This window comes from Microbulbifer maximicatervae (SeqCode), assembly GCF_052468095.1.
In genome coordinates this window covers 2,512,437-2,538,159 of sequence record NZ_CP174332.1, presented here as the reverse complement: position 1 = coordinate 2,538,159, position 25,723 = coordinate 2,512,437, and the positions used below count along the sequence as shown (strand labels likewise).

Annotated in this window: 20 protein-coding genes; 18 read left to right on the top strand and 2 right to left on the bottom strand. The window is 50.5% G+C overall.

Annotation, left to right across the window (positions count from 1 at the left end; genetic code table 11):
- Positions 1 to 87 precede the first annotated feature (87 nt).
- The gene (locus tag ACJJIL_RS10850) at positions 88 to 2,808 is read left to right on the top strand and encodes a TonB-dependent receptor domain-containing protein (RefSeq protein WP_445361945.1); all 2,721 of its coding nucleotides are present in this window, start codon (positions 88 to 90) and stop codon (positions 2,806 to 2,808) included.
- Between the two features lie 101 nt (positions 2,809 to 2,909).
- On the opposite strand, the gene ACJJIL_RS10845 is transcribed toward ACJJIL_RS10850, so the two are convergent.
- A complete protein-coding gene (locus ACJJIL_RS10845; RefSeq protein WP_413665690.1) occupies positions 2,910 to 4,547 on the bottom strand; it encodes an electron transfer flavoprotein-ubiquinone oxidoreductase in 1,638 nt (545 codons plus the stop codon).
- A gap of 354 nt (positions 4,548 to 4,901) precedes the next feature.
- Between ACJJIL_RS10845 and ACJJIL_RS10840 the strand changes: the two genes are divergently transcribed.
- From ACJJIL_RS10840 to ACJJIL_RS10765, 16 genes are all read left to right on the top strand, one after another.
- A complete protein-coding gene (locus ACJJIL_RS10840; protein WP_282932702.1) occupies positions 4,902 to 5,651 on the top strand; it encodes an electron transfer flavoprotein subunit beta/FixA family protein in 750 nt (249 codons plus the stop codon).
- Positions 5,651 to 6,580, top strand: coding sequence for an electron transfer flavoprotein subunit alpha/FixB family protein (locus tag ACJJIL_RS10835; RefSeq protein WP_413665691.1), 930 nt, complete (start codon positions 5,651 to 5,653; stop codon positions 6,578 to 6,580). Before ACJJIL_RS10840 ends, ACJJIL_RS10835 begins: the two co-directional genes overlap by 1 nt.
- Before the next feature lie 220 nt (positions 6,581 to 6,800).
- On the top strand, positions 6,801 to 7,496 hold the full coding sequence (locus tag ACJJIL_RS10830; RefSeq protein WP_413665692.1) for a type II secretion system protein N: 696 nt from the start codon (positions 6,801 to 6,803) through the stop codon (positions 7,494 to 7,496).
- 57 nt (positions 7,497 to 7,553) lie between these two features.
- Positions 7,554 to 9,569: a type II secretion system secretin GspD gene (gene gspD / locus ACJJIL_RS10825; protein WP_413665693.1), complete on the top strand. Its 2,016-nt coding sequence runs from the start codon at positions 7,554 to 7,556 to the stop codon at positions 9,567 to 9,569.
- Positions 9,566 to 11,062 (top strand): type II secretion system ATPase GspE, encoded by a 1,497-nt coding sequence (gene gspE / locus ACJJIL_RS10820; RefSeq protein ID WP_445361944.1) that lies wholly within the window; start codon positions 9,566 to 9,568, stop codon positions 11,060 to 11,062. Before gspD ends, gspE begins: the two co-directional genes overlap by 4 nt.
- Before the next feature lie 2 nt (positions 11,063 to 11,064).
- Positions 11,065 to 12,282, top strand: coding sequence for a type II secretion system inner membrane protein GspF (gene gspF / locus ACJJIL_RS10815; RefSeq protein ID WP_445361943.1), 1,218 nt, complete (start codon positions 11,065 to 11,067; stop codon positions 12,280 to 12,282).
- A 267-nt stretch (positions 12,283 to 12,549) separates the two neighbouring features.
- The gene (gspG, locus tag ACJJIL_RS10810; protein ID WP_282932708.1) at positions 12,550 to 12,978 is read left to right on the top strand and encodes a type II secretion system major pseudopilin GspG; all 429 of its coding nucleotides are present in this window, start codon (positions 12,550 to 12,552) and stop codon (positions 12,976 to 12,978) included.
- A gap of 19 nt (positions 12,979 to 12,997) precedes the next feature.
- Positions 12,998 to 13,564 carry a type II secretion system minor pseudopilin GspH gene (gspH, locus tag ACJJIL_RS10805; RefSeq protein WP_413665863.1) on the top strand — a complete coding sequence of 189 codons (567 nt, stop codon included), beginning with the start codon at positions 12,998 to 13,000 and terminating at the stop codon, positions 13,562 to 13,564.
- The gene (gene gspI / locus ACJJIL_RS10800) at positions 13,554 to 13,925 is read left to right on the top strand and encodes a type II secretion system minor pseudopilin GspI (protein WP_445361942.1); all 372 of its coding nucleotides are present in this window, start codon (positions 13,554 to 13,556) and stop codon (positions 13,923 to 13,925) included. The genes gspH and gspI overlap by 11 nt, the downstream gene beginning before the upstream one ends.
- A gap of 5 nt (positions 13,926 to 13,930) precedes the next feature.
- Positions 13,931 to 14,659, top strand: a complete 729-nt coding sequence (locus ACJJIL_RS10795) for a type II secretion system protein GspJ (RefSeq protein WP_445361941.1) — start codon at positions 13,931 to 13,933, stop codon at positions 14,657 to 14,659.
- 3 nt (positions 14,660 to 14,662) lie between these two features.
- Positions 14,663 to 15,664: a type II secretion system minor pseudopilin GspK gene (gene gspK, locus ACJJIL_RS10790; protein WP_445361940.1), complete on the top strand. Its 1,002-nt coding sequence runs from the start codon at positions 14,663 to 14,665 to the stop codon at positions 15,662 to 15,664.
- A gap of 11 nt (positions 15,665 to 15,675) precedes the next feature.
- Complete coding sequence (gspL, locus tag ACJJIL_RS10785; RefSeq protein ID WP_445361939.1) at positions 15,676 to 17,019, top strand: type II secretion system protein GspL; 1,344 nt, start codon at positions 15,676 to 15,678, stop codon at positions 17,017 to 17,019.
- A gap of 57 nt (positions 17,020 to 17,076) precedes the next feature.
- A complete protein-coding gene (locus tag ACJJIL_RS10780) occupies positions 17,077 to 17,565 on the top strand; it encodes a type II secretion system protein M (RefSeq protein WP_444897209.1) in 489 nt (162 codons plus the stop codon).
- 185 nt (positions 17,566 to 17,750) lie between these two features.
- Positions 17,751 to 18,023, top strand: a complete 273-nt coding sequence (locus ACJJIL_RS10775) for an acetyltransferase (RefSeq protein WP_282932716.1) — start codon at positions 17,751 to 17,753, stop codon at positions 18,021 to 18,023.
- A 109-nt stretch (positions 18,024 to 18,132) separates the two neighbouring features.
- Positions 18,133 to 18,336 (top strand): DUF2788 domain-containing protein, encoded by a 204-nt coding sequence (locus ACJJIL_RS10770; RefSeq protein WP_282932717.1) that lies wholly within the window; start codon positions 18,133 to 18,135, stop codon positions 18,334 to 18,336.
- Between the two features lie 46 nt (positions 18,337 to 18,382).
- The gene (locus tag ACJJIL_RS10765) at positions 18,383 to 20,596 is read left to right on the top strand and encodes a hybrid sensor histidine kinase/response regulator (RefSeq protein WP_445361938.1); all 2,214 of its coding nucleotides are present in this window, start codon (positions 18,383 to 18,385) and stop codon (positions 20,594 to 20,596) included.
- Between the two features lie 228 nt (positions 20,597 to 20,824).
- Here the strand turns inward: ACJJIL_RS10765 and ACJJIL_RS10760 are convergent, their stop codons facing one another.
- Complete coding sequence (locus ACJJIL_RS10760; protein ID WP_445361937.1) at positions 20,825 to 23,962, bottom strand: TonB-dependent receptor; 3,138 nt, start codon at positions 23,960 to 23,962, stop codon at positions 20,825 to 20,827.
- A gap of 234 nt (positions 23,963 to 24,196) precedes the next feature.
- Between ACJJIL_RS10760 and ACJJIL_RS10755 the strand changes: the two genes are divergently transcribed.
- Positions 24,197 to 25,021, top strand: coding sequence for a S1/P1 nuclease (locus ACJJIL_RS10755; RefSeq protein WP_445361936.1), 825 nt, complete (start codon positions 24,197 to 24,199; stop codon positions 25,019 to 25,021).
- The last annotated feature ends 702 nt before the right edge of the window (positions 25,022 to 25,723 follow it).

The window sequence follows — 25,723 nt, the reverse complement described above, 5'->3', positions numbered from 1 at the left end:
TTATTTAAGGCGCCGCCTTCGCTGATGGAGTCGGCGCCTTCTTTGATTTCAGACCGCGATTCTTTAGAACGAAAAGAGGCCGGTTCGATGGCTAAGTACGAAAAATTTCAAAGGGCGCCGCTTGTTTTAGCGATAGCTGCGGGCTCGACATTTGCTTCCGTTGCGTCTGCACAAGATGCAGAGCTAGTTGAAAACTCTACACCCGAAGTTGAAGAGGTTATTGTCCATGGGCGCCTTAGAGACTCAGCTGAAGTCCTAATTAGCGAGCGCCTGGAGGAGGAGGTAGTTACAGATATCCTCGGGGCTGAGATGATCAGCAGGGTGGGGGACTCTACCGTAGCCGCAGCGCTGCGACGAGTATCCGGATTATCCCTGGTAAGTGACAAGTTCGTTTACGTAAGGGGTTTGGGTGAGCGGTATTCAAGTACAACTCTCAATGGTTCGACGGTGCCATCCCCGGATCTGACCAGAAATGTTATCCCACTAGATCTATTCCCAACCTCTATCGTGGAATCGCTGGCGGTACAGAAGAGCTACTCGGTAGATAAGTCTGCCTCGTTTGGTGGTGGCAATGTTGACATCCGGACTAAGGGAATACCTGATGATCTGACTTACTCGGTCGAAATTGGTACAGGTAGCAACAGTGAAGTCAGTGGGGATGCGCTCAGCTATAGCGGTGGAGATGATGATATTTGGGGCACCGATGATGGAACCCGGGCTATGTCTGGGGAAATTTCTGCAGCCCTGCAACGCTTTAAAGGAGATCTGACGGTTGCAGGTATTCGTGACACCCTGATTGCTGAAGGCAATGAGTATTCCAGCAATCAAGAGGCATATGAAGCAGCGCAAGCAATAAACAGGGAGTTGGCCCTGGGCTTGAACCGTGATATTTCGATCACAGATGCGTCTACTGATCCCGATCAAGATTATAAGGCTAGCGTGGGGAACCGCTTCTACTTTGGGGATGATTGGGAGCTTGGCTTTCTGGCTGGAGGCTCTTACAAGAGTAAGTGGAGGGAGAGTGAGCGAGTTATTCGTGATTATGGCAATCCGCAAGAGCAGATTGATCATCGAGATGAGTCTACTTATTCCGTGGATATCAGTGGAAACTTAAACCTGGGCTTGCGTTTTTCGGATGAACATGCAGTTGAAAGTACCAGCTTGTTCTTAAGGAATACGGATGATGAAACCTCTATCCGCGACTATTTTAATTCAAACCGCTTGTTATCTGACGGCACTGGATTTAGAAACTACGAACTGAAATATGAAGAGCGGGAGTTGGAGCTTCACCAGCTAAAAGGGAGCCATTCCCTTGGCCCGGAAACTAAGGGGCTGCTGCCTATTGGTTTGTTAAGTTGGATTCCTGAGGAATTGGTGGTTGATTGGTTTTATTCCGATGCGACAGCGATAACTGACATTCCCAATCAGGTTGAGGTTATTGCGAGTACCGAAACCGATCCGGAAACAGGTGAAGTTCTCAGTTCAACTGTGGATATTGCTTCGCGGAGCGCTAGCTTCCGATTTACTGAGCTGGAGGATGAGGTTCGAAACTACGGTTGGTCTGCAACATTGCCTGTTGAATTTTCCTCGTCCACACTGGAGTTGAGTGCAGGATTTGCTCGGATTGAGAAAGGGCGATCCTATAAGCAAACTGAGTTCGGATTGGATATCTTCAGTGTCGCTGATAGCGCAATTCTTGATGATCCTCTGGGTGATGTGTTCAGTGATACCAATATTACCGATGATGACAATAACTTTGTTTTTGCCAAGTCTGGCAGTAACAAGCAAAGTTATTTGGCCGCTACTTCGACAGATGCGATCTACGGTAAATTCGATTGGACTCTTGAGGAAACCTGGCGTATTTCAGCTGGGGCCCGATGGGAGGACTATAGTCAAGCTGCTTTAGAGTGGAACCCCTATAGTTTCTCGCAAAGTGAACCACAGATTACGAATGACCCCGAGGAGTTGGCTGAAGCGGTATATACAGATGATGATATTTATCCTTCATTATCCTTGACCTATATGGGGTCATTTTGGGCGGAGACATTCCAGTTGAGATTCGGCGCATCCAAGACCGCTGTTCGGCCCGACTTGCGTGAAATTACCGACGCTATTTATATAGATCCGCACACTGATGATCAGATCAGGGGGAATTCGAGTGTTCGGCCGTCGGAGATCGACAACTACGATATTCGCGCAGAGTGGTTTTTTGATAGCGGCGATAGCCTGACTATTTCGGCTTTCTATAAGGATATTGTTAATCCTATTGAGTTTTTTGAAGCTGCCTCAAGTGATGACAATATTGCGCGAGAGATTATAAATGCTGAGTCTGGTGAGATTACCGGTATAGAAATAGAGGGTATGAAAAGCCTTGGCTTTATCTCTGACCCAATGGATAGCTTCTTCCTGCAGGGCAATATTACGCTTCAAGACTCGGAAATTGTTGCCGGTGATGAGGCTGATGCACCGACTAATGCAGTCCGCGAAATGACAGGGGCATCTGATTGTGTGGTTAATATGCTGCTCGGCTTTGATAGCCCGGACGGGAACCATTCTGCCAGCTTGGTTTACAACGTATTTGGTGAGCGCCTTTACAAAGCGGGGCGAGACCCTCATCCCGATTCATTTGAGCAGCCATTCCACTCTCTCGATTTGACTTACTTCTGGTATCCAACTGATGAGGTGACGGTGAAGGCTAAAGTGCAGAACCTTTTGGGTGAGGCCATTGAAATTGAGAGGCAGGGTGTCACCGTTTTTGAGGAGGAGATTGGGCAGACTTTCGCATTGAGTGCGCAGTACAAGTTCTAGGGAGGCCAGCTGGCTGTGCCTTGGATTAAGTGCACGAAAATATGCGTTCTCAAGCAATAAAAAATGGCGCCATCGGCGCCATTTTTTATGTGTAGACCCAATTACATATTTGGATAATTGGGGCCGCCGGCACCTTCAGGGGTTACCCAAACAATATTTTGGGTTGGGTCCTTAATGTCACAGGTCTTACAGTGTACGCAGTTTTGAGCGTTGATCTGGAAGCGCTTACCGTTGGTGTCTTCAATAACCTCATAAACACCGGCAGGGCAGTAGCGCTGCGCGGGTTCATCGTAAATCGGCAGGTTGTGACTCAGCGGAACTTCTGGGTCCTTCAGGGTCAGGTGGCAAGGCTGGTCTTCTTCGTGGTTAGTATTGGAAATAAACACGGAAGATAGCTTGTCAAAACTGAGTACGCCGTCGGGCTTCGGATAGTCAATCTTAGCGCAGTCAGCAGCAGGCTTGAGTTGGGCGTGATCAGCCTTGGTGTCGCGCAGGGTCCAGGGAAGCTTGCCTTTAAAGATATTGATATCCACAAATGCATAGGCAGATCCCAGAATGTTGCCCCATTTGTGCTGGGCCGGGCCGAAGTTGCGCTGCATGTGCAGCTCTTTCCAGGCCCAGCTATCGCGATACTTGGTGGTGTAGTCGGTCAGCTCTTCGCTATTGCGCTCAGCGGCGAGGGCTTCAACTACAGACTCAGCCGCGATCATGCCGGATTTCATCGCGGTGTGATTGCCCTTGATCTTGGCAAAGTTCAGGGTGCCGGCGTTATCACCGATCAGCAGGCCGCCAGGGAAGGTCATTTTCGGTTGAGATTGAAGGCCACCTTTTACTATGGCGCGGGCACCGTAGGCGACGCGCTCGCCACCTTCCAGGTACTGCTTGATTACCGGATGGTGTTTATAGCGCTGGAACTCGTCAAATGGACTCACATGGGGGTTGCTATAGGCGAGGTCAGTAATCAAGCCGACAACAACCTGGTTGTCTTCGAGGTGGTAAAGGAAGCCGCCACCGTGGGTGGAGCTTTGTTCCAGCGGCCAGCCAGCAGTGTGAACAACCAGGCCTTGCTGGTGTTTGTCCGCAGGGACTTTCCAAATCTCTTTAATACCGATGCCGTAGTGTTGTGGGTCGGCATCTTCGTCTAGCTTAAAGCGTTCGATCAGCTGCTTGCCCAGGTGACCGCGACAACCTTCAGCGAAGAGAGTGTATTTGGCATGCAGCTCCATGCCCGGCATGTAAGAGTCTTTTTGCTCTCCGTTCATGCCGATGCCCATATCGCCAGTAGCGATACCTTTTACAGAGCCATCTTCGTTGTACAAAATTTCAGCAGCGGCGAACCCAGGGAAGATTTCCACTCCCAGGCTTTCGGCTTGTTCTGCCAGCCAACGGCACAGGTTGCCGAGACTGATAATGTAGTTGCCCTCGTTGTGCATGGTGCTGGGCACAAACATGTTGGGGACTTTTATAGAGTTCTCTTCGCTGCGCAGGACGTAGATGTCGTCGCCTTTTACCTCAGTATTGAGGGGGGCTCCACGTTCTTTCCAGTCGGGGAAGAGTTCATTAAGGGCGGTGGGCTCAAATACAGCACCGGATAAGATGTGAGCTCCTACTTCTGAGCCTTTCTCCACGACACATACAGAGACGTCTTCATTGAGCTGACGAATACGACAGGCCGCGGCCAATCCAGCGGGGCCGGCACCCACGATCACTACATCGTATTCCATTGATTCGCGTTCCACGGCACTCTCCTCAGCAGTTGTATTCAACTTTTTTGCGGCCAATCCGGCCTTATCATTTATATTGCTGGCGGATTATATAGGCGTTTAATCAACCCTACCAATTGCATGACTATTCATTTGCTATGGCAAATGCGCTGTATTTCAACGGCTTACTGGGGGTGGATAGGTGGTTCTTATTCCCGGAAATAGATTTTGTGAATGGCAGGAGGGACTTCCATTTGACTATTGATTTTGCGCTATAGAACCGCCACCATACACGCCGTTCAAACACTTGTTTGACCAGAACACCGTATCCGTTCGCGACGTGAATTATCAGTCGCGGCTGTTAAAAAGCATATTTGAGACGGGATTTCCATGAAAGTTCTTGTAGCTGTGAAACGCGTTGTTGACTACAACGTCAAGGTTCGCCCCAAGGCGGACGGCTCTGACGTTGATACAGCCAACGTCAAAATGTCTATCAACCCCTTCTGCGAAATCGCAGTAGAAGAGGCGGTGCGCTTGAAGGAAAAAGGCGTTGTCAGCGAGATAGTCGCCGTTTCCATGGGCTCCAAGCAATGCCAAGAGCAAATCCGCACTGCACTGGCCCTGGGTGCCGACCGCGGTATCCTGGTTGAGACCGATGCTGAGCTGCAGCCTCTGGCAGTAGCCAAATGCCTGAAAGCGATTGTTGAGAAAGAAGAGCCTCAAATGGTAATTCTGGGCAAGCAGTCCATCGATGGCGATAACAACCAGACCGGCCAGATGCTGGGTGCTTTGACTGGCATGGGGCAGGGTACCTTCGCCTCTGAAGTTGCCGTAGAAGGCGACGCTGTTAAGGTAACTCGTGAAATTGACGGCGGCCTGCAGACTGTTGAACTGAAACTGCCTGCCATTGTTACTACTGACCTGCGCCTGAATGAGCCGCGTTACGCCTCCCTGCCTAACATCATGAAGGCAAAGCGTAAGCCTCTCGATACCACGACCCCGGATGAGCTGGGCGTTGATATTACTCCCCGCACCAAAACCCTGAAAGTTGAGCCGCCGGCTGAGCGTCAAGCAGGCATTAAGGTTGCTGACGTTGCTGAACTGGTAGAGAAACTGAAAAACGAGGCGAAGGTAATCTGATGAGCATTCTGGTTATTGCTGAACACGACAACGCCGAACTGAAGGGCGCTACGCTCAACACCATCGCTGCTGCCAAGGCTATTGGTGGTGATGTTGCTGTATTGGTTGCTGGATCTGGCTGCGGCCCTGTAGCGGAGGCTGCTGCTAAAGCTGAAGGCGTTTCCAAGGTACTGCTGGCAGATAATGCCGCTTACGAGCACCAGTTGGCTGAGAACGTTGCCAAGCTGGTAGCGGACTTGGGTAAAGACTACGGTCATATCCTGGCTCCAGCCACTACTACCGGTAAGAACATGCTGCCACGCGCTGCTGCGCTGCTGGATGTTCAGCCGATTTCCGACATCGTCGCTGTTGAAAGTGCAGATACTTTCAAGCGCCCGATTTATGCCGGTAACGTCATTGCCACTGTACAGAGCTCCGATGCCATCAAGGTAATCTCTGTACGTACCACTGCCTTTGACGCCGTGGCGGCTGAAGGTGGAAGTGCAGCGGTTGAATCTGTAGATATCGCGGATGACGCTGGTGTTTCCTCTTTTGTCGGCGAAGAGCTGGCTGTATCCGATCGTCCTGAGCTGACCGCTGCGAGCGTAGTCATTTCTGGTGGCCGCGGCATGCAGAATGGCGAAAACTTCGAAATGCTGTACAAGCTGGCCGACAAACTGGGGGCTGCAGTTGGTGCCTCCCGTGCTGCTGTGGATGCAGGTTTCGTACCTAACGATATGCAGGTTGGTCAAACCGGTAAGATCGTTGCCCCTGACCTGTATATTGCCGTTGGTATCTCCGGCGCGATCCAGCATTTGGCAGGTATGAAAGACTCCAAAGTTATCGTAGCCATCAATAAAGACGAAGAAGCACCGATCTTCTCCGTTGCTGACTACGGTCTGGTAGCTGACCTGTTTGAAGCTGTACCAGAGCTTGAAACAAAGCTGTAATGTCCGATTGCTATACTAGCGGGCATTGAAAAAGGCGGCGTCATGCCGCCTTTTTTCGTTTTTTGGTGACAACCTGCGGAACTAGTGTGCAATTTAAGGGACGAAATGAGGGTTTGCGGCGTTTAACTTGAAAGAGCGTTGCCTTTCCCGGGCTGAGGCAAGAAAATAGGCGTCAAAAACCAATAACCTCAGAAAGTTGAACTTGTATGTGGGTATGTTCATGTCCCCTCTAGCGCGAGCCGTTGGCTCAATTGGCAATAAGTTTGCCCAGGGCGAGTCGAGCAAAGGTCTCTCCCGTGGCACTATGGCGGCGTCAGCTATTGGCCTGTTGTGGTTGTCTGGCAATTTGTTTGCCTATGGCTCCCTATTGGTCCCAAGCGATCCTCAGGAATCCCTGCTCGCGGAGCGTAAAAGCCCGAGAGGTGCTCCTCCCCCCAGCGCTGCCAGTCTTCCCAGCACGCCGTTCTTTGGACGTGCTGAACCTAAAAAGGCTACAGAAGTCCCTGAAGTCGACCTCGAAAATATTCCTCTGACCCAGCTGAATATTGTTTTATCCGGTGTTTTTGACAGCTCCAATAAAACCAAAGCCAGTGCTCTGGTGTCGGAGAAAGGTAAACCCTCCAAGCGTTTGTATGTCGGTGATCGGCTTCCAGGTGGCGCCGAACTTTATTCTGTTGAGGTTGACCATGTGGTTCTTCGTCGTAATGGCAGGATGGAAAAACTGACATACCCAGAAGTGGACGGAAGGCCAAACGTACCATTGAGAGGCGTCAGCAGTTCCAGACAGAGAACGTCAAGTTCCAGCTCCTCCAGAAGAACTGCTCAAAGAGATGAGAACCAGCAGAACATTCGGGAGAGAATGGAGCAGCTGCGTGAATTGGCCCGCGAGCGTCGTGCTCAGCGTGAGCCTAAATAAAAACTATCTACCTAGATTGTTTTGATTTTTTGAACATTTACTAGAGCCAGATAAATAATGATGAAGATGTTTTATCGACGGCTGCTTGCGGTCGGATTGAGTTTTTTTGTTTGTACTGCAACGCTGGCTCAGGGCCCGGAGCGGGTTACCCTTTCTCTCGACAATGCAGACATTCGTGATCTGATCAATTGGGCTGCTGATTTCACTGGCAAAAATATTATTGTCCACCCGAATGTTAAGGGTAAGGTCACCGTAGTTGCCGGTGACCCAATGACACACAATGAAGCCTTTGATGTATTTATGTCGGTGCTTCAAGTCAATGGCTTTAGTTTGGTGGAACAGGGCGGAACCTGGAAAGTGGTTCCCGATGCGCTAGCCAAGCAGCAGGCGATACCTGTCGCCGATGAGACCACTCGAGCTCCTGCGGAATCCCTGGTTGTTCGCACGGTAAGGGTTGAGAATATTTCCGCTTCACAGCTGATTGCTATGTTGCGCCCGCTGATTCCGCAAACTGGGCACTTGGCTGCCTATGCTGATACCAACACTCTGATTATTGCTGACCGCGCTGCGAATATTGACCAAATTATTCGCCTGGTGAAGCAACTTGACCGTGCCGGTGCTATTGATATTGAAGTGGTGCCGTTGATGTTTGCTTCTGCGAAGGAAGTAAAGCAAGTTCTTACCGATCTACTTCAATCGAGTGGAGGCAAAGCGGGTAAGGAAGTGCAACCGCTGCGTATTTCTGTTGATGAACGCTCCAATAGTATTCTCCTGACCGGAGACCCTGTTACCCGCCAGCAGATTAAGACGGTAATAGGCCGTCTCGATGCACCGCTGGATGGCGAAGGCAACACCGCAGTTGTTTATATCCAGTATGCCAATGCAGCAGATCTGAAGCCTATCCTCGAGGGTATGAGCGGTAGCATCCAGAACACAGAGAAAGACCAGCAAGCGGCGAATATCGAAGTCAGCATTCAAGTTAACGAATCGCTCAACGCACTGGTGTTAACTGCTCCTCCAGCTCTCCTTGAAACTATGAAAGGTGTTATTGCCAGGTTGGACGTGCGCAGAGCGCAGGTTTTGATTGAGGCAATTATTGTAGAGGTAGTTGAAGGTACAGGTAGCGAACTGGGTATTAGTTGGATTGCTGGTTCCGGCAGTAATGCTGTTGCCGGTTGGAATAACCAGTTAGGTACGGATTCCGATGGGGAACCCAACCCATTTTCACTTCCTGTGACTGATTTGGTGGGAGCTGGGGCATTGCACCTGGGCTACCTCAGTGGCGGTGATATCCGTGCTGCGATTAATGCCGTAGCGTCAGAGAGCAATACCAATATCCTTTCTACACCAACAATTATGGCTTTGGATAATGAAGAAGCTGAGATTTTGGTGGGCCAGAACGTACCTTTTATTACCGGTGAACAGTTGCTGTCTGGTAGTAACGATGATCCGTTTACCACCATCCAGCGTGAGGATGTGGGTACCACTCTTAAAGTGATTCCCCGTGTGAATAACAACAATTCGGTAACTCTTGAGATCGAGCAAAAGGTTGAAAACGTTTTGTCTTCTGCTACGGCTGCAGCGGAAGGTGCGTCCGATATCGTTACCAGCAAGCGTGAGATCCGCACAAAAGTATTGATCGATGATGGCGCGATCCTGGTACTGGGTGGTTTGATGGAAGATCAGGTTAATGAAACCGTGTCCAAAGTGCCTCTCCTCGGTGATATTCCCGGCATTGGTCGCTTGTTCAGAAACACTGAGAAGAGTGTTAGCAAAACTAATCTGATGGTGTTCTTGCGTCCCAGAATCCTCAGTAGTCAAGTTGCTGGCTATGAGGAGACGCGCAAGCGCTACATGGATATGCAGCAGAAGCAAATATTCCTAAAAGACCGCACCAGCCTGATCTGGGATTGGCACCGCGGTGATGTACTACCTGACCTGATGCCGCCAACAGGCACCTACAACGAGAGCCCTGCGCCAGTAGATGGTTCTATAGATGGTGCTGCCATTGAATCAGTCGAAGAAGACGTGGATGTTGAGGTTGAGGTGTTGGAGGTAGAAGAAGCTAAATGACGGCTGAAACAGGAATAGGGACTCCAACAATTCGCCGCCTTCCTTACGCTTTCGCAAAGCGTCACAAGGTTCTGTTAACCGAGCAGGAAGGCAAACCCCTCTGCCAATATGTGGCGCCGCTGAGTCCATCAGCGGTTGCCGAAGTACAGCGCATCAGTGGTGCGGCTGTATCTTTGGAGGCTGTAGAGGAAGATGTTTTCCAGGGTGCTTTGCAGCGCCTGTATGAAAACAGGGAGGGTGGCAACCTTTCCGAAGTCGAAGGCCTGGGTGAAGACCTGGATCTTGCAGCGGTCGCCGATTCGCTGCCTGAGACTGAGGACTTGTTGGAACAGGAAGACGATGCGCCTATCGTCAAATTGATCAACGCAATTTTTGCCGAGTCGCTCAAGCAGGGCGCCTCGGATATTCATATTGAAACTTTTGAGAAGCGCCTCGTCGTGCGCTTCCGGGTTGATGGTGTACTTCGTGAAGTGCTGCAACCCCGGCGCGCTCTGGCTCCCTTGCTGGTATCCCGTATTAAAGTAATGGCAAAACTGGATATCGCCGAGAAACGCGTGCCTCAAGATGGCCGGATCTCCCTTTTGATGGCTGGCCGAGAGGTAGATGTACGTGTCTCTACCATGCCGTCATCGGCGGGTGAGCGGGTGGTAATGCGTTTGCTGGATAAGCAAGCGGGCAGAATGGACCTGAGTAAGCTGGGGATGGCAGATCGCGACTTGCGCGTGATGACAGACCTGTTGGGACATCCCCACGGCATTATCCTGGTGACCGGACCAACGGGCTCCGGTAAAACCACCACCTTGTATGCTGGCCTCGGTAGTATCAATAACCGTGAGAAGAATATTCTGACGGTCGAGGACCCGGTGGAATACAACCTGGAAGGGGTTGGACAGACTCAGGTTAATACCAAAGCCGATATGACTTTCGCCCGGGGACTTCGCGCGATCCTGCGTCAGGACCCGGATGTAGTGATGGTTGGTGAGATTCGAGATCTGGAGACTATGCAGATTGCAATCCAGGCGAGTTTGACCGGACACTTGGTACTTTCAACCCTGCACACCAACACGGCTTTGGGTTCGGTAACCCGTCTGGTGGACATGGGAATTGAACCCTTCCTGCTGTCGTCCAGCGTGATTGGTGTTCTTGCCCAGCGCCTGGTGCGAGTTCTGTGTCCTGAATGCAAGCAACCTCATGTGGCTGACAGCAGTGAGCGTGAGGTTTTGGGCGTCGGGCCTGATGAGGAAGCCATTATTTATCAGCCCAATGGCTGTGAAGAGTGTAATCACAGTGGCTATGTCGGCCGTATCGGTATCTATGAATTGGTGCCGCTCAACGAAGTGATGCGCCAATTGATCCACGATCGCGCTTCAGAGAGCAAGTTGGTTGCTGAAGCACGCAAGCTTGGCCCCAGCATCCGTGACGATGGCGTAGAGAAAGTACTAGCGGGTAGGACCTCCCTTGAGGAAGTACTACGAGTTACGCAGGAGTCCTGATTGTGGCAGCTTTTGAGTATACAGCGCTGGCAGCATCCGGCCGCAAGAGTCGCGGTACGCTCGAGGCGGATAGCGCGCGCGCTGCGCGGCAGCAACTGCGCGCGAAAGGTATGGTGCCCCTGGAAGTCAGTACAGCTACCGAGAAAGAAGAGAAGGGCGGCGCCAGCTTTCTATCTGGTAGCCCTGGGTTGAGTGTTAAAAACCTGGCCCTGCTAACTCGGCAGATGTCCACTTTGCTTCGAGCGGGTATTCCCCTGGAGGAAACCCTTGGAGCCATTGCCAACCAGACTCGCAACCAAAAAATCAAACGCGTGGTATTGGCTGTTCGGGGCAAAATTCTTGAAGGGCACAGTTTCGCCTTGGCCCTGAGCAGTTTTCCACGGGCATTCCCCAAGCTCTATCGCGCTACGGTTGAAGCAGGAGAGCACTCTGGTCATTTGGATGCGGTGCTGGATCGCCTTGGTGACTACACGGAAGGGCAACAGCAATTTCGGCAGAAGGTGCAGCTGGCTCTGATTTACCCAGTTGTTTTGGTATTTATCTGTGTATTGGTTGTAACCGGTTTGATGGTGTACGTGGTACCTGATGTTATCGAGGTATTTACCGGCACCGGGCAGGTTTTGCCGCTGGCTACCCGCATCCTGGTCTCCATGAGCGATTTTATTTCTGCCTGGGGCTGGCTGGTGCCGCCGGCACTTGGGGCGCTCATTTTTGGCGCTGTGATGATGCTGCGGCGCCCGGCAATTCGATATCGTTTCCACCACCGTTTGCTGGAGCTGCCGATTATTGGCTGGATGATGCGAGGGACACAGAGTGCTCGCTATGTAGGGACCCTGGCGATTCTTACGGGCAGCAGTGTGCCGCTGGTTCAAGCCATGGGTATCGCCGGTGGAGTAATGACCAATACTTTCCTTAAAGACCGACTCGATGCGGCTCAAAAGAGCGTGCGCGAGGGCGGGAGCCTTCGTAAAGCCCTGGAAGATGTAGGCTATTTCCCACCGATGATGATCTATATGATCGCAAGTGGTGAATCTTCAGGCACTCTCGATGAAATGCTTCAGCGTGCGGCGGATTCGCAAGAGCAGGATTTGCAGGGTGCGGTAACTGCCTTTGTGAGCATCTTTGAACCTCTGATGCTGCTGATAATGGCTGCCATCGTGTTGTTCATCGTTATGGCTATTATGATGCCAATTCTGAGCATGAACGAATTGGTTGTTTAATGCTCAAATTAGATGTAGGTCAAAGAGAAATTGCGTAGCTGCTTCAGGAGGTTGGTATGAAATCCTTGCGCAACAGCGCCGGCTTTACACTGCTAGAGGCGTCGAAGATTCTTGTTGGGCTGGGAGCGGCAGTTTTGCTGGGCATGTTGCTGCTTTAGGCTGGGGAATCGTGTAATTTACTGATTTGGTGACTTTTAAATAATTGGGGTCACGAAGGGTATCGTGACCCTTGGGGTTCCCAGAGTTAGAGTGAACTAGGAGAGAAAAATGAAAACCCTACGTAAAAGTGGTGGCTTTACCCTGATTGAAATTATGGTGGTGATCGTAATTCTCGGGGTGCTCGGTGCACTGGTTGTACCTAATGTTCTTGGCAAGACCGGCGAAGCTCGAATGAAAGCGGCCAGGGTTGACCTGAAAGCTATCGAGACTGCACTAGACCTTTACCGCATGGATAACTTTGTCTACCCCAGCTCTGATCAGGGCCTGATGGCACTGGTATCCCGCCCATCCGGCTTCCCCGAAGCGAAGAACTGGACTGAGCCCTACCTGAAGAAAGCGCCAAAAGATCCCTGGGGCTATGAATATCAGTACATCAGCCCAGGCAGTGCCGGTGCCTACGACCTATTCACCCTCGGTGCCGATGGCAAAGCGGGCGGTGAGGGCGAAGCTGCTGATATCTACGTTACTGACCTGTAACACCTGAAATTTGCACTTGATGTATAGCATCGGTCGAAGCCGTGGCTTTACGCTGATCGAACTGTTGGTAGTGATTGTCATCATCGCCTCTCTGGCTGGCATGGCGACTCTATCGATGGGGAATTCCGGCGGGCGCGTGTGGCAAAAAGAAGCCCAGCGCTTGTCGGCCCTTTTGCAGTTGGTTGCGGATCGAGCCCTGATTGACAAAATGCATTACGGCGTTGTTTTTGAGCAGGGCACTTATAGCGTGGTGCATTTTGAGCAAGAAACAATGACCTGGTTGCCGATAGATTCGGTTGCGTCGGGGAGGCGTGCTGCGCGTTTTGCCACCCATGAATTGCCGGAAATTGTTCGCCTTGAAGTGATAACTGAGGCGGAGCTGCCGTCGACAGAATCCACGGAATTTGCAGAAGAGACCAATGAAGATCGAGTCGTTCCGCAATTTGTTGCCCTCTCCAGTGGAGAGGTACTTCCTGTGGAAGTTGCCATGTACCTTGTTGAGAATGGCGACGACGTTCGAGGTGCGACTATTTCTTACACCAGCCTGAACGGATTGCAGCTAGAGTGGCAGGCCGATGAATTTTAAGAGAGTCCAGCGCGGTTTCACATTAGTAGAGGTCTTGATAGCCCTGGTTATTTTTGGGGTAATTGCCGCCAGTGTTCTGAAGGCAATGCAGCGCAGTGTTGGCCAGCAGCGGGTGATGGAGGATCGCCTCTCGGCAAACTGGGTTGCCCAACAAGTGCTCTCCCAAGTCCGTGTGCAAACTCCTTGGCCTCCTTTAGGGGAACAAACAGATCAGGTGGTCCTGGGGCAAAGGGAGTGGGAGGTTAGTGCCCGAGTGGAGGCCACCAGTAATGAGCGCTTGCGCCATATCATTATTGAAGTAGGCCACCTGGATGCTGAGTACCCAACTCTGACCCTGGATGCTTGGGCTGCGGAGGAGTAACTGATATGTCTTTGCGCCTTCCCAGCCAGTCGGGCTTTACCCTCATTGAAGTCCTCATAGTTTTAGTTCTTGTCGCCATTATCAGTGTCGGTTCCTTTTCACTGTTGGGACTCTTTTTTGATACCGAAGAGATGGTGGACCAGAGGGCCGAGCAGCTACGTCGCTTTTCTATGGCGATGTACCGTATTGACAATGATTTTCGCCAGGTAACTGCCCGCGCTGTTAAGAATGCCTACAGCGGTTATGAGCATGCCTTACGTGGTGATGAAGACGAGTTGGAATTTACGCGCCTTGGTGCGGCAAATCTCACCGGGGAACCTCGGGGCGAGCTATTGCGTTTGAGTTATAGCATCGGATACGCCGAGGATCTTGAGATCGACTCCCTGACCACCGGCACTGGCCGGGAGGGCGAGGACGATATAGGTGGGTTATTACTGCGCAGTCGCTGGCAGGTCTTGGATCGGTCTCCCGATTCTGCGCCCATCGCCGAGCCTCTGCTAATGGGAGTCGAAAGTTTAAGTCTTCAATACCTGGACCCAGACACTGATGCCTGGGTTGCCCAGTGGCCACCGATCAGCTCGGACGGTTCCCAAACAGAAGCGGATATACGGCTTCCGCAAGCTATTGAATTTGTTATTGTCACCCGGCAGTACGGGGAGGTCCGTCGTGTCTTCCAGATACTGGCAGCGGAAGACAGTTCCTCTGCTGACGACGATGATGATGACGGGCGTTAGGCGATGAAAGGTAGAAATATGCCGAGCTCGCTGGCTCGTCAAAAAGGGGTGGCTCTGATTGTTGTACTGCTGGTGATGGTGATTGCCATCGCGGCGGTATCCCACGCTATCTTGCGCGATCAGATTGCGATTTCCCGCAGCGGTGCACTGTTGGCCAACACACAGTTGGCAGAGTTTGTTGAAGCGGCTGAGGCCTGGACACGGGTAGCGCTGTTGGAGGATTTCGAGGAAGACCAGGAAGAGGAGGAAACCGCAGACCATGCCTTGGAGGCCTGGGCATTCCCCGTTCTGCAGTTCAATCCTGACAATGGCAAAATTCGCATGAATATCAAAGACTTACATTCATGTTTTAACGTGAATAATTTGTCTGATAGCAGCGATAGTGATCAATTCGAGATCTTCCAGCGCCTGGTGAATAATGTTACCGGCAAGTCTGACCTGGCCAAGTCAATTGCAGATTGGGTGGACGATGGCGATACCCCGCGAACCTCGGGGACAGAGGATGACGGCTACCTGGGAAGGGAACTTGCCCACAGAACACCGGACATGATGATCACTGATATTACTGAGTTGTCATCGGTAGTAGATATGGAATTAGAAGACTGGGAGAAACTGGTGCCTTTCCTTTGTGCCCTCCCGGAGACAGGAACCCTGGTGAATATCAACACGGCTTCTGAGGAATTGATCGAGGCGATTGAGCCTTCCGCAAGTGTTTCCAAGTTGGTGCAACTTCGCGAGTCGGGTGGTTATATCAGTGACTCGAGTGAATACGCAGATTATGAAATCGCTAACTCGGGGCCTTTTACTTATCAAAGCCAGCACTTTCTGGCGCGAATTGCTGTCCAACTCGGAAGCGATGGCGAATACAGGCAGTATTGGGAGTCCGCCCTGGTTCGGAATAGTACAGATGGCAAGGTTCGGGTGCGCCAGCGCCAGCGCCGGGCCTTTTCTGGTCAAATGATGCAGGAGTTGCTCGAGTACGAAAGCACTGAAGAGAGCGAATAGTTAGAAATTGTATGTTTAAAAAGAAAAGCATTAACGAGATTGAAGCCCCTACAGCGCTTCCTCAGTCGTCTCTGGTTCTGCTGCGGCTGAGCGAAACTGCTGACCTGACTCTGCGCTTGCATCAGTGGCAAGAGGGTAATTGGCAACAAGTAGCCCTGGACTCAGAATTTGTTCAGGCATTTAATCCCGAATTTGAAGCTGTCGAAGAGCAGCCTGAATTCCCTCAGCTCAACCTTCCTGAGGGAGCCAAAGCGCTACTGATGGTGCCTGGTAACTGGGTATGGAGCGGCCTCGAAACTATACCTAAGGCAGCTCGTCGCCAGGCAAGTGCCATTGGTTACATGGTTGAGGAGCATTTGGCCCAGGATGTCGAGGACTTACACTTTGCCTGCAGACCCCGTACCGGTGATCTCTGCAGCGTATACGCCATTGATGTTGAAAAAATAGAAGCGCTTCACTCCCAGTTGGAGCGGCTCCAGTGGCCGCTGGCTGCTGTAGTGCCGGAGTATGAATTACTTAGCTTGATCGAAGGTGACATTCGCCTGTGGCTGGATGGCGGTCAAGCGCATATCTGGAAAGGTGCCGGGCAGGGTCTAACTGTTAATCGCGATTTTTTACAACCTCTTCTCGGTTCGCTATTAGTTGATGAAGGTGATGAATCCGAAGGCGAAGACGATTCAGAAAGCGGCGAGCCGATCGATAACAAACAGGTAGTACTGCTGGGGGCTGGCGAGCAGGATGGGCTGCTGATTGCTGAGTTGGAATCCCAGTTTGGCGATGGCTTACAGCTGAACCAGCGCTCAGCGGAAGAAGTCTTTATTGAACGGTACAAGCTGGGACAGCTAACAAACTTGCTAACTGGAGATTATCAGTTATCAAGTAATAAGAGCGCTGCGGCTTGGTGGATGCGCCCGGCTAAAGTTGCTGCCGCTTGTTTTGTTATCCAGCTACTGTTTTTCGTTGGTGCCGGTGCTTTTTATCAGTGGAAGGGCAACCAGTCTGAAGAGCAGGCCCGGGCGATGTTTACGGAGTTGTTCCCGAATATTCGACCGGCTGCCCAGATGCGCCGACAGCTTGAAGGTTTTCTGAAAGGCGCGGGTAATCAGGGTGGTGCTTTCTCTACCCAGATGCAGCAGTTGAGTAAAGTCTGGATTGCTCACAAAGGGGGAGCATTAAAATTACAGTCCCTTCGTTTTGATGGCCAGCGTGGAGAAATGGTGTTGCAGCTTCAGGCGGAAAACCTGTCTGATCTCGATGCATTTGTCAGCAAGCTATCTGGCGGCGGGATCAAGGCGGACCTGTTAGGTGCGAACGAGTTGAAAAAAGGCGTTTCAGGCCGTATTCGCTTACGTTAGAGCCAGCGCTTTATATAAAGCAGCCAAGCGTAAGAAGAGATTGGTGGTAGCAATATAATGAAAGAACAGATCGAACAGTGGCGCCAGAAATGGCAGGCACTTCCGCCCAATGACCAGAGAGCCTTGGGCTTGCTGAGTATATTCGGAGCCGTAATTTTTATAGTTTATGGCCTGTACTCCCCGGCAAAGGGCTTCTTTGATGAGTCCCGCTTGCGAGCGGAAGAAAATCGTGAGCTGGTTAACTGGATGGAGGGCCAGCGCCCGACGCTGGAGCGAATAAAGCCCGCAGGCGGTGGTGCTGGTAGTGCTTCAGGAACTCTTCTGCAGCGCGTTACTGGTGCGGCAAAACAAAACCAGATTGTGATTAAGCGCTTTGAGCCTGAGGGTGAAAACCGCATCCGATTGTGGATTGAAGAAGTCCGTTATCAGGATTTGCAACCCTGGTTGAATCGCCTAATGCAGGAGAAAATGGCTGTTCGCACGATTAATCTGGATGCCCTTGCCGATGAAGGTATGGTCTCCGCTCGATTGACGATCGAAGGCTAGTAACCTCCCTACTGACAGGCTCGAATATAGAACTCGGGCCTGCTTCTCCCCAGTAACCACCTCTTAAGTACACTCGAATATCGACGCTCCCATTCGTGCGGCCCCCCACAGAAGTCGGGCGGTTTTAGGCGGAAATGTCATCTTTAGCCCTATACTGGATTAGTAATGAGGAAAAAGGTGCCACTATGCTTTTTAAAGACATATCCACCAAGCATTTGGTAGAAGTGGCTGATATTGTCACACTTTCGAATCCCTACGAGCTGACTGTGGTAGGCCGTTATCTGTGGGGTGAAGAGATTCAAGACCCAGAAGTCTTCGATAAAACTGACTTATGCTTCCTCTCTGGTGAGCCACTTCCTAGATGCTGGCATGACAGCCGCTACCGGGATAAAGAGGTTCGCAGGCTTCGTTGCGGCACTCACGCTTCAGAGGATGGCGACTACTATCAGGGTGCTTGAATTTATAGTTTTACCAAATGGTACGGTGGTCGACTAGATTTTGCCAATGACTTACCAGTTGCCCTCAAGCACTGTACAATGCGCGCCAATTTTTTAAGCGAATGCACGCATGACATTTGAGCAGTTTGAAGAGTATTCCCTGTGGTTGGGAATCGGTGCACTAATTCTATTTATGGTGTTTATTGTTTGGAACCTGGCAAAAGACTCCAAGGCTGGTAGATTTGGGACGTTTATTCTGTTCCTTGCTCTGGGGCTTGGATTGCTGGGATTTCTAATAAAGACCGTTTTGGTTGAAGTACTCGGGATAGGCTAGGGAGCTTCAATGGCACCGGATACCCAGTCTCTCAGGGAAGGTCGCAATGTCTATATTTGATCGTCCTGAACTCAAGGTTCAAAAAGACAGACGTATTTGCCGCGCAACTGATATGCGTATCGCCAAATATACCCGGCGCGGCATGGTGCTCTCCCTTTTTGCATTTCTGATCGCAGCCTCTATTGGCGACATGCGCCTAGAAGCTCCGCGCCTGTTATTAACAATGGGAATCGGCCTGGTAGTACTAACCCTGATCAGGGGCTACTACGTTTTTCGCTTCGACCACCTGTATGGCTCGGGACCAAATCGTTGGCGCAATCGTTACTTCCTGTTCTCGATTATCGGCTCAGCCTGGTGGGGCATTACTTTATTTTACTTTGTCTATTTAATGGGGTTTGCGCCTGAAACCCACTTCCTGTGGATCTACTCAGTAATCTTTTGCTCCAGTGTCACCACCGTATTTTCTCCCTACCATCGTTTCCTGACTTGGTTCACCGCAACCTCATTACTGCCAGCAGCGCTAATGGCACTGTTCTCGGGCATGATCCTGGGGACCATCTACGGAACTCTCACCCTCGCTTTTATTTGGCTGACTGCCCACCAGGGCCGTCGTGAATCGGAGAACTATTGGGAGCGTTTGTCTGCGATGCAGGAGCTGCAACAGAGAGCTAGTAGCCTGGCTGCAGCCCGCAAACACTCTGAAGCTGCAGTTGAACTGACCAATGAGTTTATTGCCAATATCGGCCAGGAATTCCGCAGTCAGCTGTCTGATTCCCTTGGTGCCTTAGCGCTGCTCGAAGCTGAGCCATTAAACGAGCGACAGCGCGAATGGGTGGAGCTGGCCAAGGCCGCCAGTAGTCAGCAGCTAAAACTGGTTGATAATGTGGGCTTGTTTACCCGGGTGGCTCGCAAAGATATTCGGTTGCGCCAGGGCCCGTTTAACCTAGTTAAGACTGTAGAAAAATCATTCAAGTTTGCAGCGAGAGCTGCCCACAGTCAGGAGTTAGAATTTAACTTCCAGATTGATGACAATCTCCCGGTGATGGTGACAGGGGATAATCGCAAAACGGCCCAGCTGATTCGCAATCTGGTGGACTCCGCTACTGGCATTGCCCAAAGAGGCGAGCTGTGGGGTGAGGTATCTTATAACCCGATCACCACGGTAGAAGGGCAGCTCTCGATCACTTTGATGGATGATGGGCGCGGTGAGATATTGCCGGACGAGAGCGAACTTTTCGGTGCCTTCTCCCGTATGGATACCACCCAGGTAACTACAGGTCTCGGACTCTCGATTGCTAAAGGCCTAGCCGAAGCAATGGGCGGTTACCTTCAACTGCATTCAACGCCAGATGGCAACCGCTATCAGGTGGTGATCAAGTATTCCACCGAGCCAAACCAGCGAACCTACCTCACACCGGACAGAAAGTTACAGGATATTGAAGTCCTGTTAATTCACCAGAAGGGCCTGTTTATTTCTGGTCTCGCGCAGGTACTGCGTTCTTTTGGGATGGATGTAAAGTCCATCCGCTGGTGTGAGGGTTGTGAGTGCGAAGTTCAGCAGCTGCTACGCCAAGCGGTGGAGCGCAACCAATTGGTGATGATGGCGCCGGCAATGGGGGACTCGACTCTTTTCGACTCCATTACGCCTTTCTTTGAAGAGTCCCAAGAAGCTGGTGAAAAAGAGAGTCGCCTGGTATGCCTGGGCGGCTTTGGCCAGAAAAGTGAGTTTGCTCACCTGCAGCAACTCTTACCATCGTCACAGTATCTGAGTCGACCGGTGACCCGTAAAGAACTGCACGATGCGTTAGTGGGATTACTGTTTGGCGGTGCGAAAAGAAGCTGTCGAAGAGTGGTTACCGGTGGGGCGGATCAGCCGCGTCACTACTCTTTGTTGTTGGTGGAGGAGTCTAGGCCTCATCAATGGGTGACTGAGGAAATGCTTCAGGCTCTGGGTTACCAGGTAGATATAGCGGTAGATGCGGATGATGCGTTAGTTCGCTTGTCTGAAGGCCATTACGATTTGGTGTTAGTGGATTGCCAGCAAAATACAGACCACAGTGCGCAGATTATCGAGATACTGCGTCGCTGGGAGTCCGAGCACCGCCCGGATGATCGCCTGCCTATTGTTGCTGTAACCAGTACTACTGAAGAGCAATTTGAGGGCCGTTGCCTGGCAGCAGGAATGGATGATTTTCTGACCAAGCCACTGAGTAAAGATCTTCTTCGGGAAACCTTGGCGCGTTGGCTGGGTAGTGCTTAGCTTACTGATCTTGCTTTGATATTCGATAAAAAAACCGCACTTCAGTGCGGTTTTTTTATTTCCCATTTACTCAAGGTGGGCGTCTTGTGGCTTTGGAAGTTGAGAAAAGTGCTATTCCAAAGACTCATTATCAGTCGCTATTGAAATGATCGGCACCGAGAAACGGTTTTTGGTTTGGGGAAATAGGAATGGCCGCAGCAAATGCTGCGGCATTCGACAAAGTGTGGGTTAGAACTCGTAGCGAATCCCCATACGAGCACTCCATAGAGAGGCATCGGTCACCCGGGTTTGCCCCGCTGGATCCAGGAACTCCTCAAATACGTAACGCCCTTGGTCGTCGATGCTGGCCGTAACCGCTGACTGGTATCGAGGGAATCCGCCCTCATACATAACGCCCCATTCGTCATTCAGCAGGTTGCCCAGGTTTTCAATAACAAAGTACGCGTTAACCCGGTCTTCCGCACGCCATCCCGGTAGTTGTTGGTCGATACGCAAGTCGAACTTGGTCCACCAATCACTGTTAAGTGAATTGCGTTCCATAGTCCCGCTATCCAGATCTTCAGAGTCAACCCAGGCGAAGAAGGCCTCAGTATCGAAGTCATCTGCAAATACAACATTGGCATCATCGGCGCCCGTGGGTACGTAGAGCAGGCCGCGATCCCAGCCGGTATCACCAAAGACCTGACCACCAAATGTGTAGCTATAAGGAATACCTTCATTGGCAGAACCAAACAAGGTGAAGCGTGTTTCGTAACCTGAGAAAAACTCTTGGGTATAATCCAGTTTCAAAGTGAAGCGATGGGGAACTACATAGTTTGATGTTGCAGTGCCTGGATTCTGTGCGTCAGCGGTAGCGATTTTGGTGTAATTGGAGTAAGCCACCGAGCTGGTCATGGGGTTAACATCTTCAGCTTCGGTGAAGGCATAGCCAAGGGCAATACTCAGGCCAAAATCAAAAGACTTGCTGAGGCCGAGAGAAAGTACGCTGGAATAACCGGAGTCGCCATCCACATTGGTCAGCATGAAGTCTTCGCTGCGACCATTGGCACTGCCGTAAATCGGGCGCCCATCAGCAGTCGAGTCAACTTGCTCAAGAGAGATATCTTGAATAATTGCGGCATCTTGATAATCACTGTACAAATAGTCTATAGATGCTAAATAACCGGATTCAAATTCGTAGCTACCGCCGATTGCATACTTCCAGATGGATGGCAGTTCAAAATCCGGATCCATCAGGTTGACCCCACCTACAGAACCATCACTATTTGCGACCATATCATAGAGGTCTTGTGGGATTTCATAGATCGGATCGCCGTTATTGGTCCAGTCCATATCAAATAGGGGGGTGCCGCTTCTATCTTGGGCTTCGATTTGCAGAACACCATTATTTGAGTAGTTATTGGAAATCCATACATTGGGATTCCCACCGGAGTAAAGGCCGATACCACCGTGTAACTCCAGGCTATCATTAAGGTTCCAGCTTAGGCCCAGGCGAGGTTGTAGCAGGTCCAGGCCATCCATATTGTGCTGGTTGGAAAAGCCATAAGTAGAGGTTATGTCTGCGTTAGCTACTGGCTTGTCATCACTTCTGTAGCGGTCATAGCGAAGTCCCGCAACCACTGTCAGGTCCAGATTTGCGAAGGTATATTCATCCTGGGCGTAGAGTGTATCGATGCTGTAACTGAATTCAGCGGCAGCGTCTAAAATATTGTTGCTACCAGCTGCATTCTCATAAGTTACACGGTTGGCAATCCCAGCTTCAAAATCTTCGATACTATCGAAACGGTATTCTCCTGCCGCCTCCTGAATAAACAGGTTGTAGACATCGAAGTTCTCATGCTCATAGCCGGCTGTTATGTTGTGTTCGCCCAACAGTAGTTTGCCTGCGAGCTTGAATGTCAGGTTTTCATAGCTCAGCTTGTTGGCATGGCGAGAATCATCAGCACCTAGATAGACTGTCGCACGGGAGTCATTGCCGTCGTTGTCATGATCGTTGTAAGTGGTGATTTGAGCTTCACCAAAATCAGTTCCGCCCAGGGAGTTTTGGCGGTTGTCCAAATCGGAGTAGCCAATCTTCACCTCTGTAGAGAATATGTCACTCCAATCGGAGAAAAGCTGTGCAACATAGGAGTTTAATTCGGCTCCGCGCTCGTAATAGTGGTTGGATAGTTCCAGCTCATCGGGGTCATTGTCGGCCTCGGCTATGGAAAAGCCGTCGTTGTAGTTGTAAGTAAACGCAGCTCGGTGATCGTCAGAGATACTCCAATCAAGTTTCACCAACAGCTTTTCGTCTTCTTCTGGCATGCTGGTGGGTAGGCCGCCCGGATTGTAGCCATAGACTTCATTGGAAATACGAATAATCTCATTGAGCTGCTCTTGGGAAACCCCTTGTACTTCGGTGGCAGAACTACTTCCTGCCGGCCCCCGGTCAAAAGTGGCAACGCCTTCCAGCTTTTCATAGGCAGCAAAGAAAAAGAGTTTATCTTCGATAATGGCTCCACCCAGAGTTGCGTTGTAGCGCTTCTCATCAAAGCTGGCCACATCGATATCGTCACCTTCCAGGGAGTCACCACGGAAACCATCATCGGTGTAGTCGTAGAAAAATGAACCATGCCACTCATTGGTGCCGGACTTGGTCACTGCGTTGATATTACAAGCGCTGAAACCGCCGTACTGAACATCGAACGGCGCCAGTTCGACGGCGACTTGATCGATAGCATCATACGAGAACGGCATACGTTCAGTGGGGTAGCCATTGCTATTCAGGCCGAAGTTGTCATTCATGCGTACGCCATCAACCGTAAGGCTATTGAAGCGAGGGTTGGCGCCGGCGCATTGGATAGCATCAACATTGGCTTCATCCACATAAACTCGAGGATCGAGACGTAGTACATCCTTGATATCGCGATTAATGGAAGGGGCGCTGGCAAGGTCGTCACTGTTAAAGTGCGAAGATGGGCCTACAGCTAAACGGGAGGTACTGAGCGCTTGTCCCAATACGGTTACTTCTTCCAGATTGCTAGTGCCGAGGGTTAGGCTCAGAGGGAGGATATCACCAACGGAAAGGTAGATATCTTCAATAACTCGCTGGCCTTCCTCGGAATCGATGGTGACGGTGTAGGGGCCACCCACTCGCAGGCCACTCAGGTTAAATTGCCCCGCGTCGCTGACTTCTACTTCACGGCGGCTATTGGAGGGGGTATGAACCACTGTTACAGTCGCATTGGTAATTGCTTGACCGTTGCTTGCGGAAATAGAGCCGCGAATGCCGGCTGCAGTTTCCTGTGCCTGAGATACCTGCGCCATACTGGCAACAGAAATAATCGCCGCAGATAGTAATACGCGCGGGAACAGAGAAGGTTTCATAGGGTTTTCCTGGTCTAAAGAATTGCCAACTCAAGTGGCCCAAGTAATTATCGAGTTTTGCTCTTGCAACTTAGGTTCCAAGTTCCAATGGAGACTGTTATGTGATTTTTATTGGGTACTGCCTAAGAGCTGAAGCGATTATGTAGTGCACATATAAATAAATTATTACAGCCGTGAACTTGTCACATACTGGCGTTAAAGTACGCAGCAAATTTACTCTGGCGGACATGCCCAATGAGCATACGATTGATAATTGCCCGTATAGCAGTTGCACTATTCGGACTCACAGCTATGACACAAGCACACGCTTGGGGAGATGATGGTCACAGGGTCGTTGGAGAAATTGCCTGGCATTACCTGGACCCGGAGGTAGCCGCCGAAATAGAGTTGCTCCTTGTTGAAGTCGGTGAGCCGCACCTAGCTGAATCCACAACTTGGGCGGATCGAATTAGGTCTGATGAGACTTATAACTGGGCTGCGCCGCTTCACTATATAAACTTGTCTCAAGACTGGTCTGCTTATGTTGAGAAGCGGGATTGCCCAGCTGCAGGATGCATATTGAAGGCGATTCAAAGATATCAGGAAGTATTGGCCGATCGCTCGCGCACCAAGACGGAGCGTGCAGAAGCACTGATGTTTATCGCCCACTTTATTGGCGACCTTCATCAGCCATTACATACCGGATTATTTTCAGATAAAGGGGGTAATGATGTGGAAGTCCAATTCTATGGGGTCGAAACGAATTTACATGCGCTCTGGGACATCCATATGGTCGCCCGTTTGTTTTTAGACTGGCAAGATTATGCTCGGGAGCAAACGGATAAAATTAGTGCGGCTGAGAGGCAGATCTGGCAGTCTACCTCGGCCGAAGTTTGGGCCCGGGAGTCTCATCACTTAGCCCATGATCTCGCCTATACCAGCGAAACACAACTTGGGGAAAAGTACTTTCTGCGCTGTCAGGACTCCCTTGAAAAGCGTTTGCAGCAGGGGGGAGTTCGCCTGGCCTCTGTTCTAAACAGTGCACTTGGTAACCCTGCGATCGATGTGGCTAATAAGTAAATTCTTTCTTGGGGCTCGCCTGACTCTACGCCATTGATGTGGTGAGCCAAAAGTGAAGTTTCAAAATCAGTCGAATTATCCTCTTTTATCTTTGTTCTCTTGATGTCTATTGGTTAATTAATTGGAATGTCATCAATTTGTCCGATAAGCAGTCGGTAATTGCCTAGAACTGTAGATATGTAAAGTTATCTATTTCGAAATATGGCTGAAATTTGCAATCATTATCCCCATTTAAATCTTTGCTCAAGTAAGTAGGGGGGAGTGAAATCTTTAGCTCAAGTAGCTCGTGAGTAATGCGATTGAGCAGGTTGGAGAGGGAAAGTTAAAGGCGATTGTGGATGAGAGAAAGGATCTTTAGAGTAGCTTTCCCTCAGCCTTTTGAGTCTTCCTTGTACAGCTATGCCTATAAAAGGAATCCTTTATGCGGGAGTTTTTAGTATGTGAGTTCTCTTATGGTTGTTGTTTTGTAATTTCCTATTAATTTTCATGATTCAACTATATTTGGTGATAAGCAAATAATATCTAATAACTGCTTTATATCTTTTCATATCTTGAGTTTTATTATGGGCCCATTGGGTTGTTTGCGATTCTCTGATAAATTTTAGAGGATACATAACTCCTATTTTACTTTGCCTCTCAGTTACCCCTTCACTTCAGCTTGAAATATTTCCCGTGTTGACACGGTAGTACCAGATTTGGTAT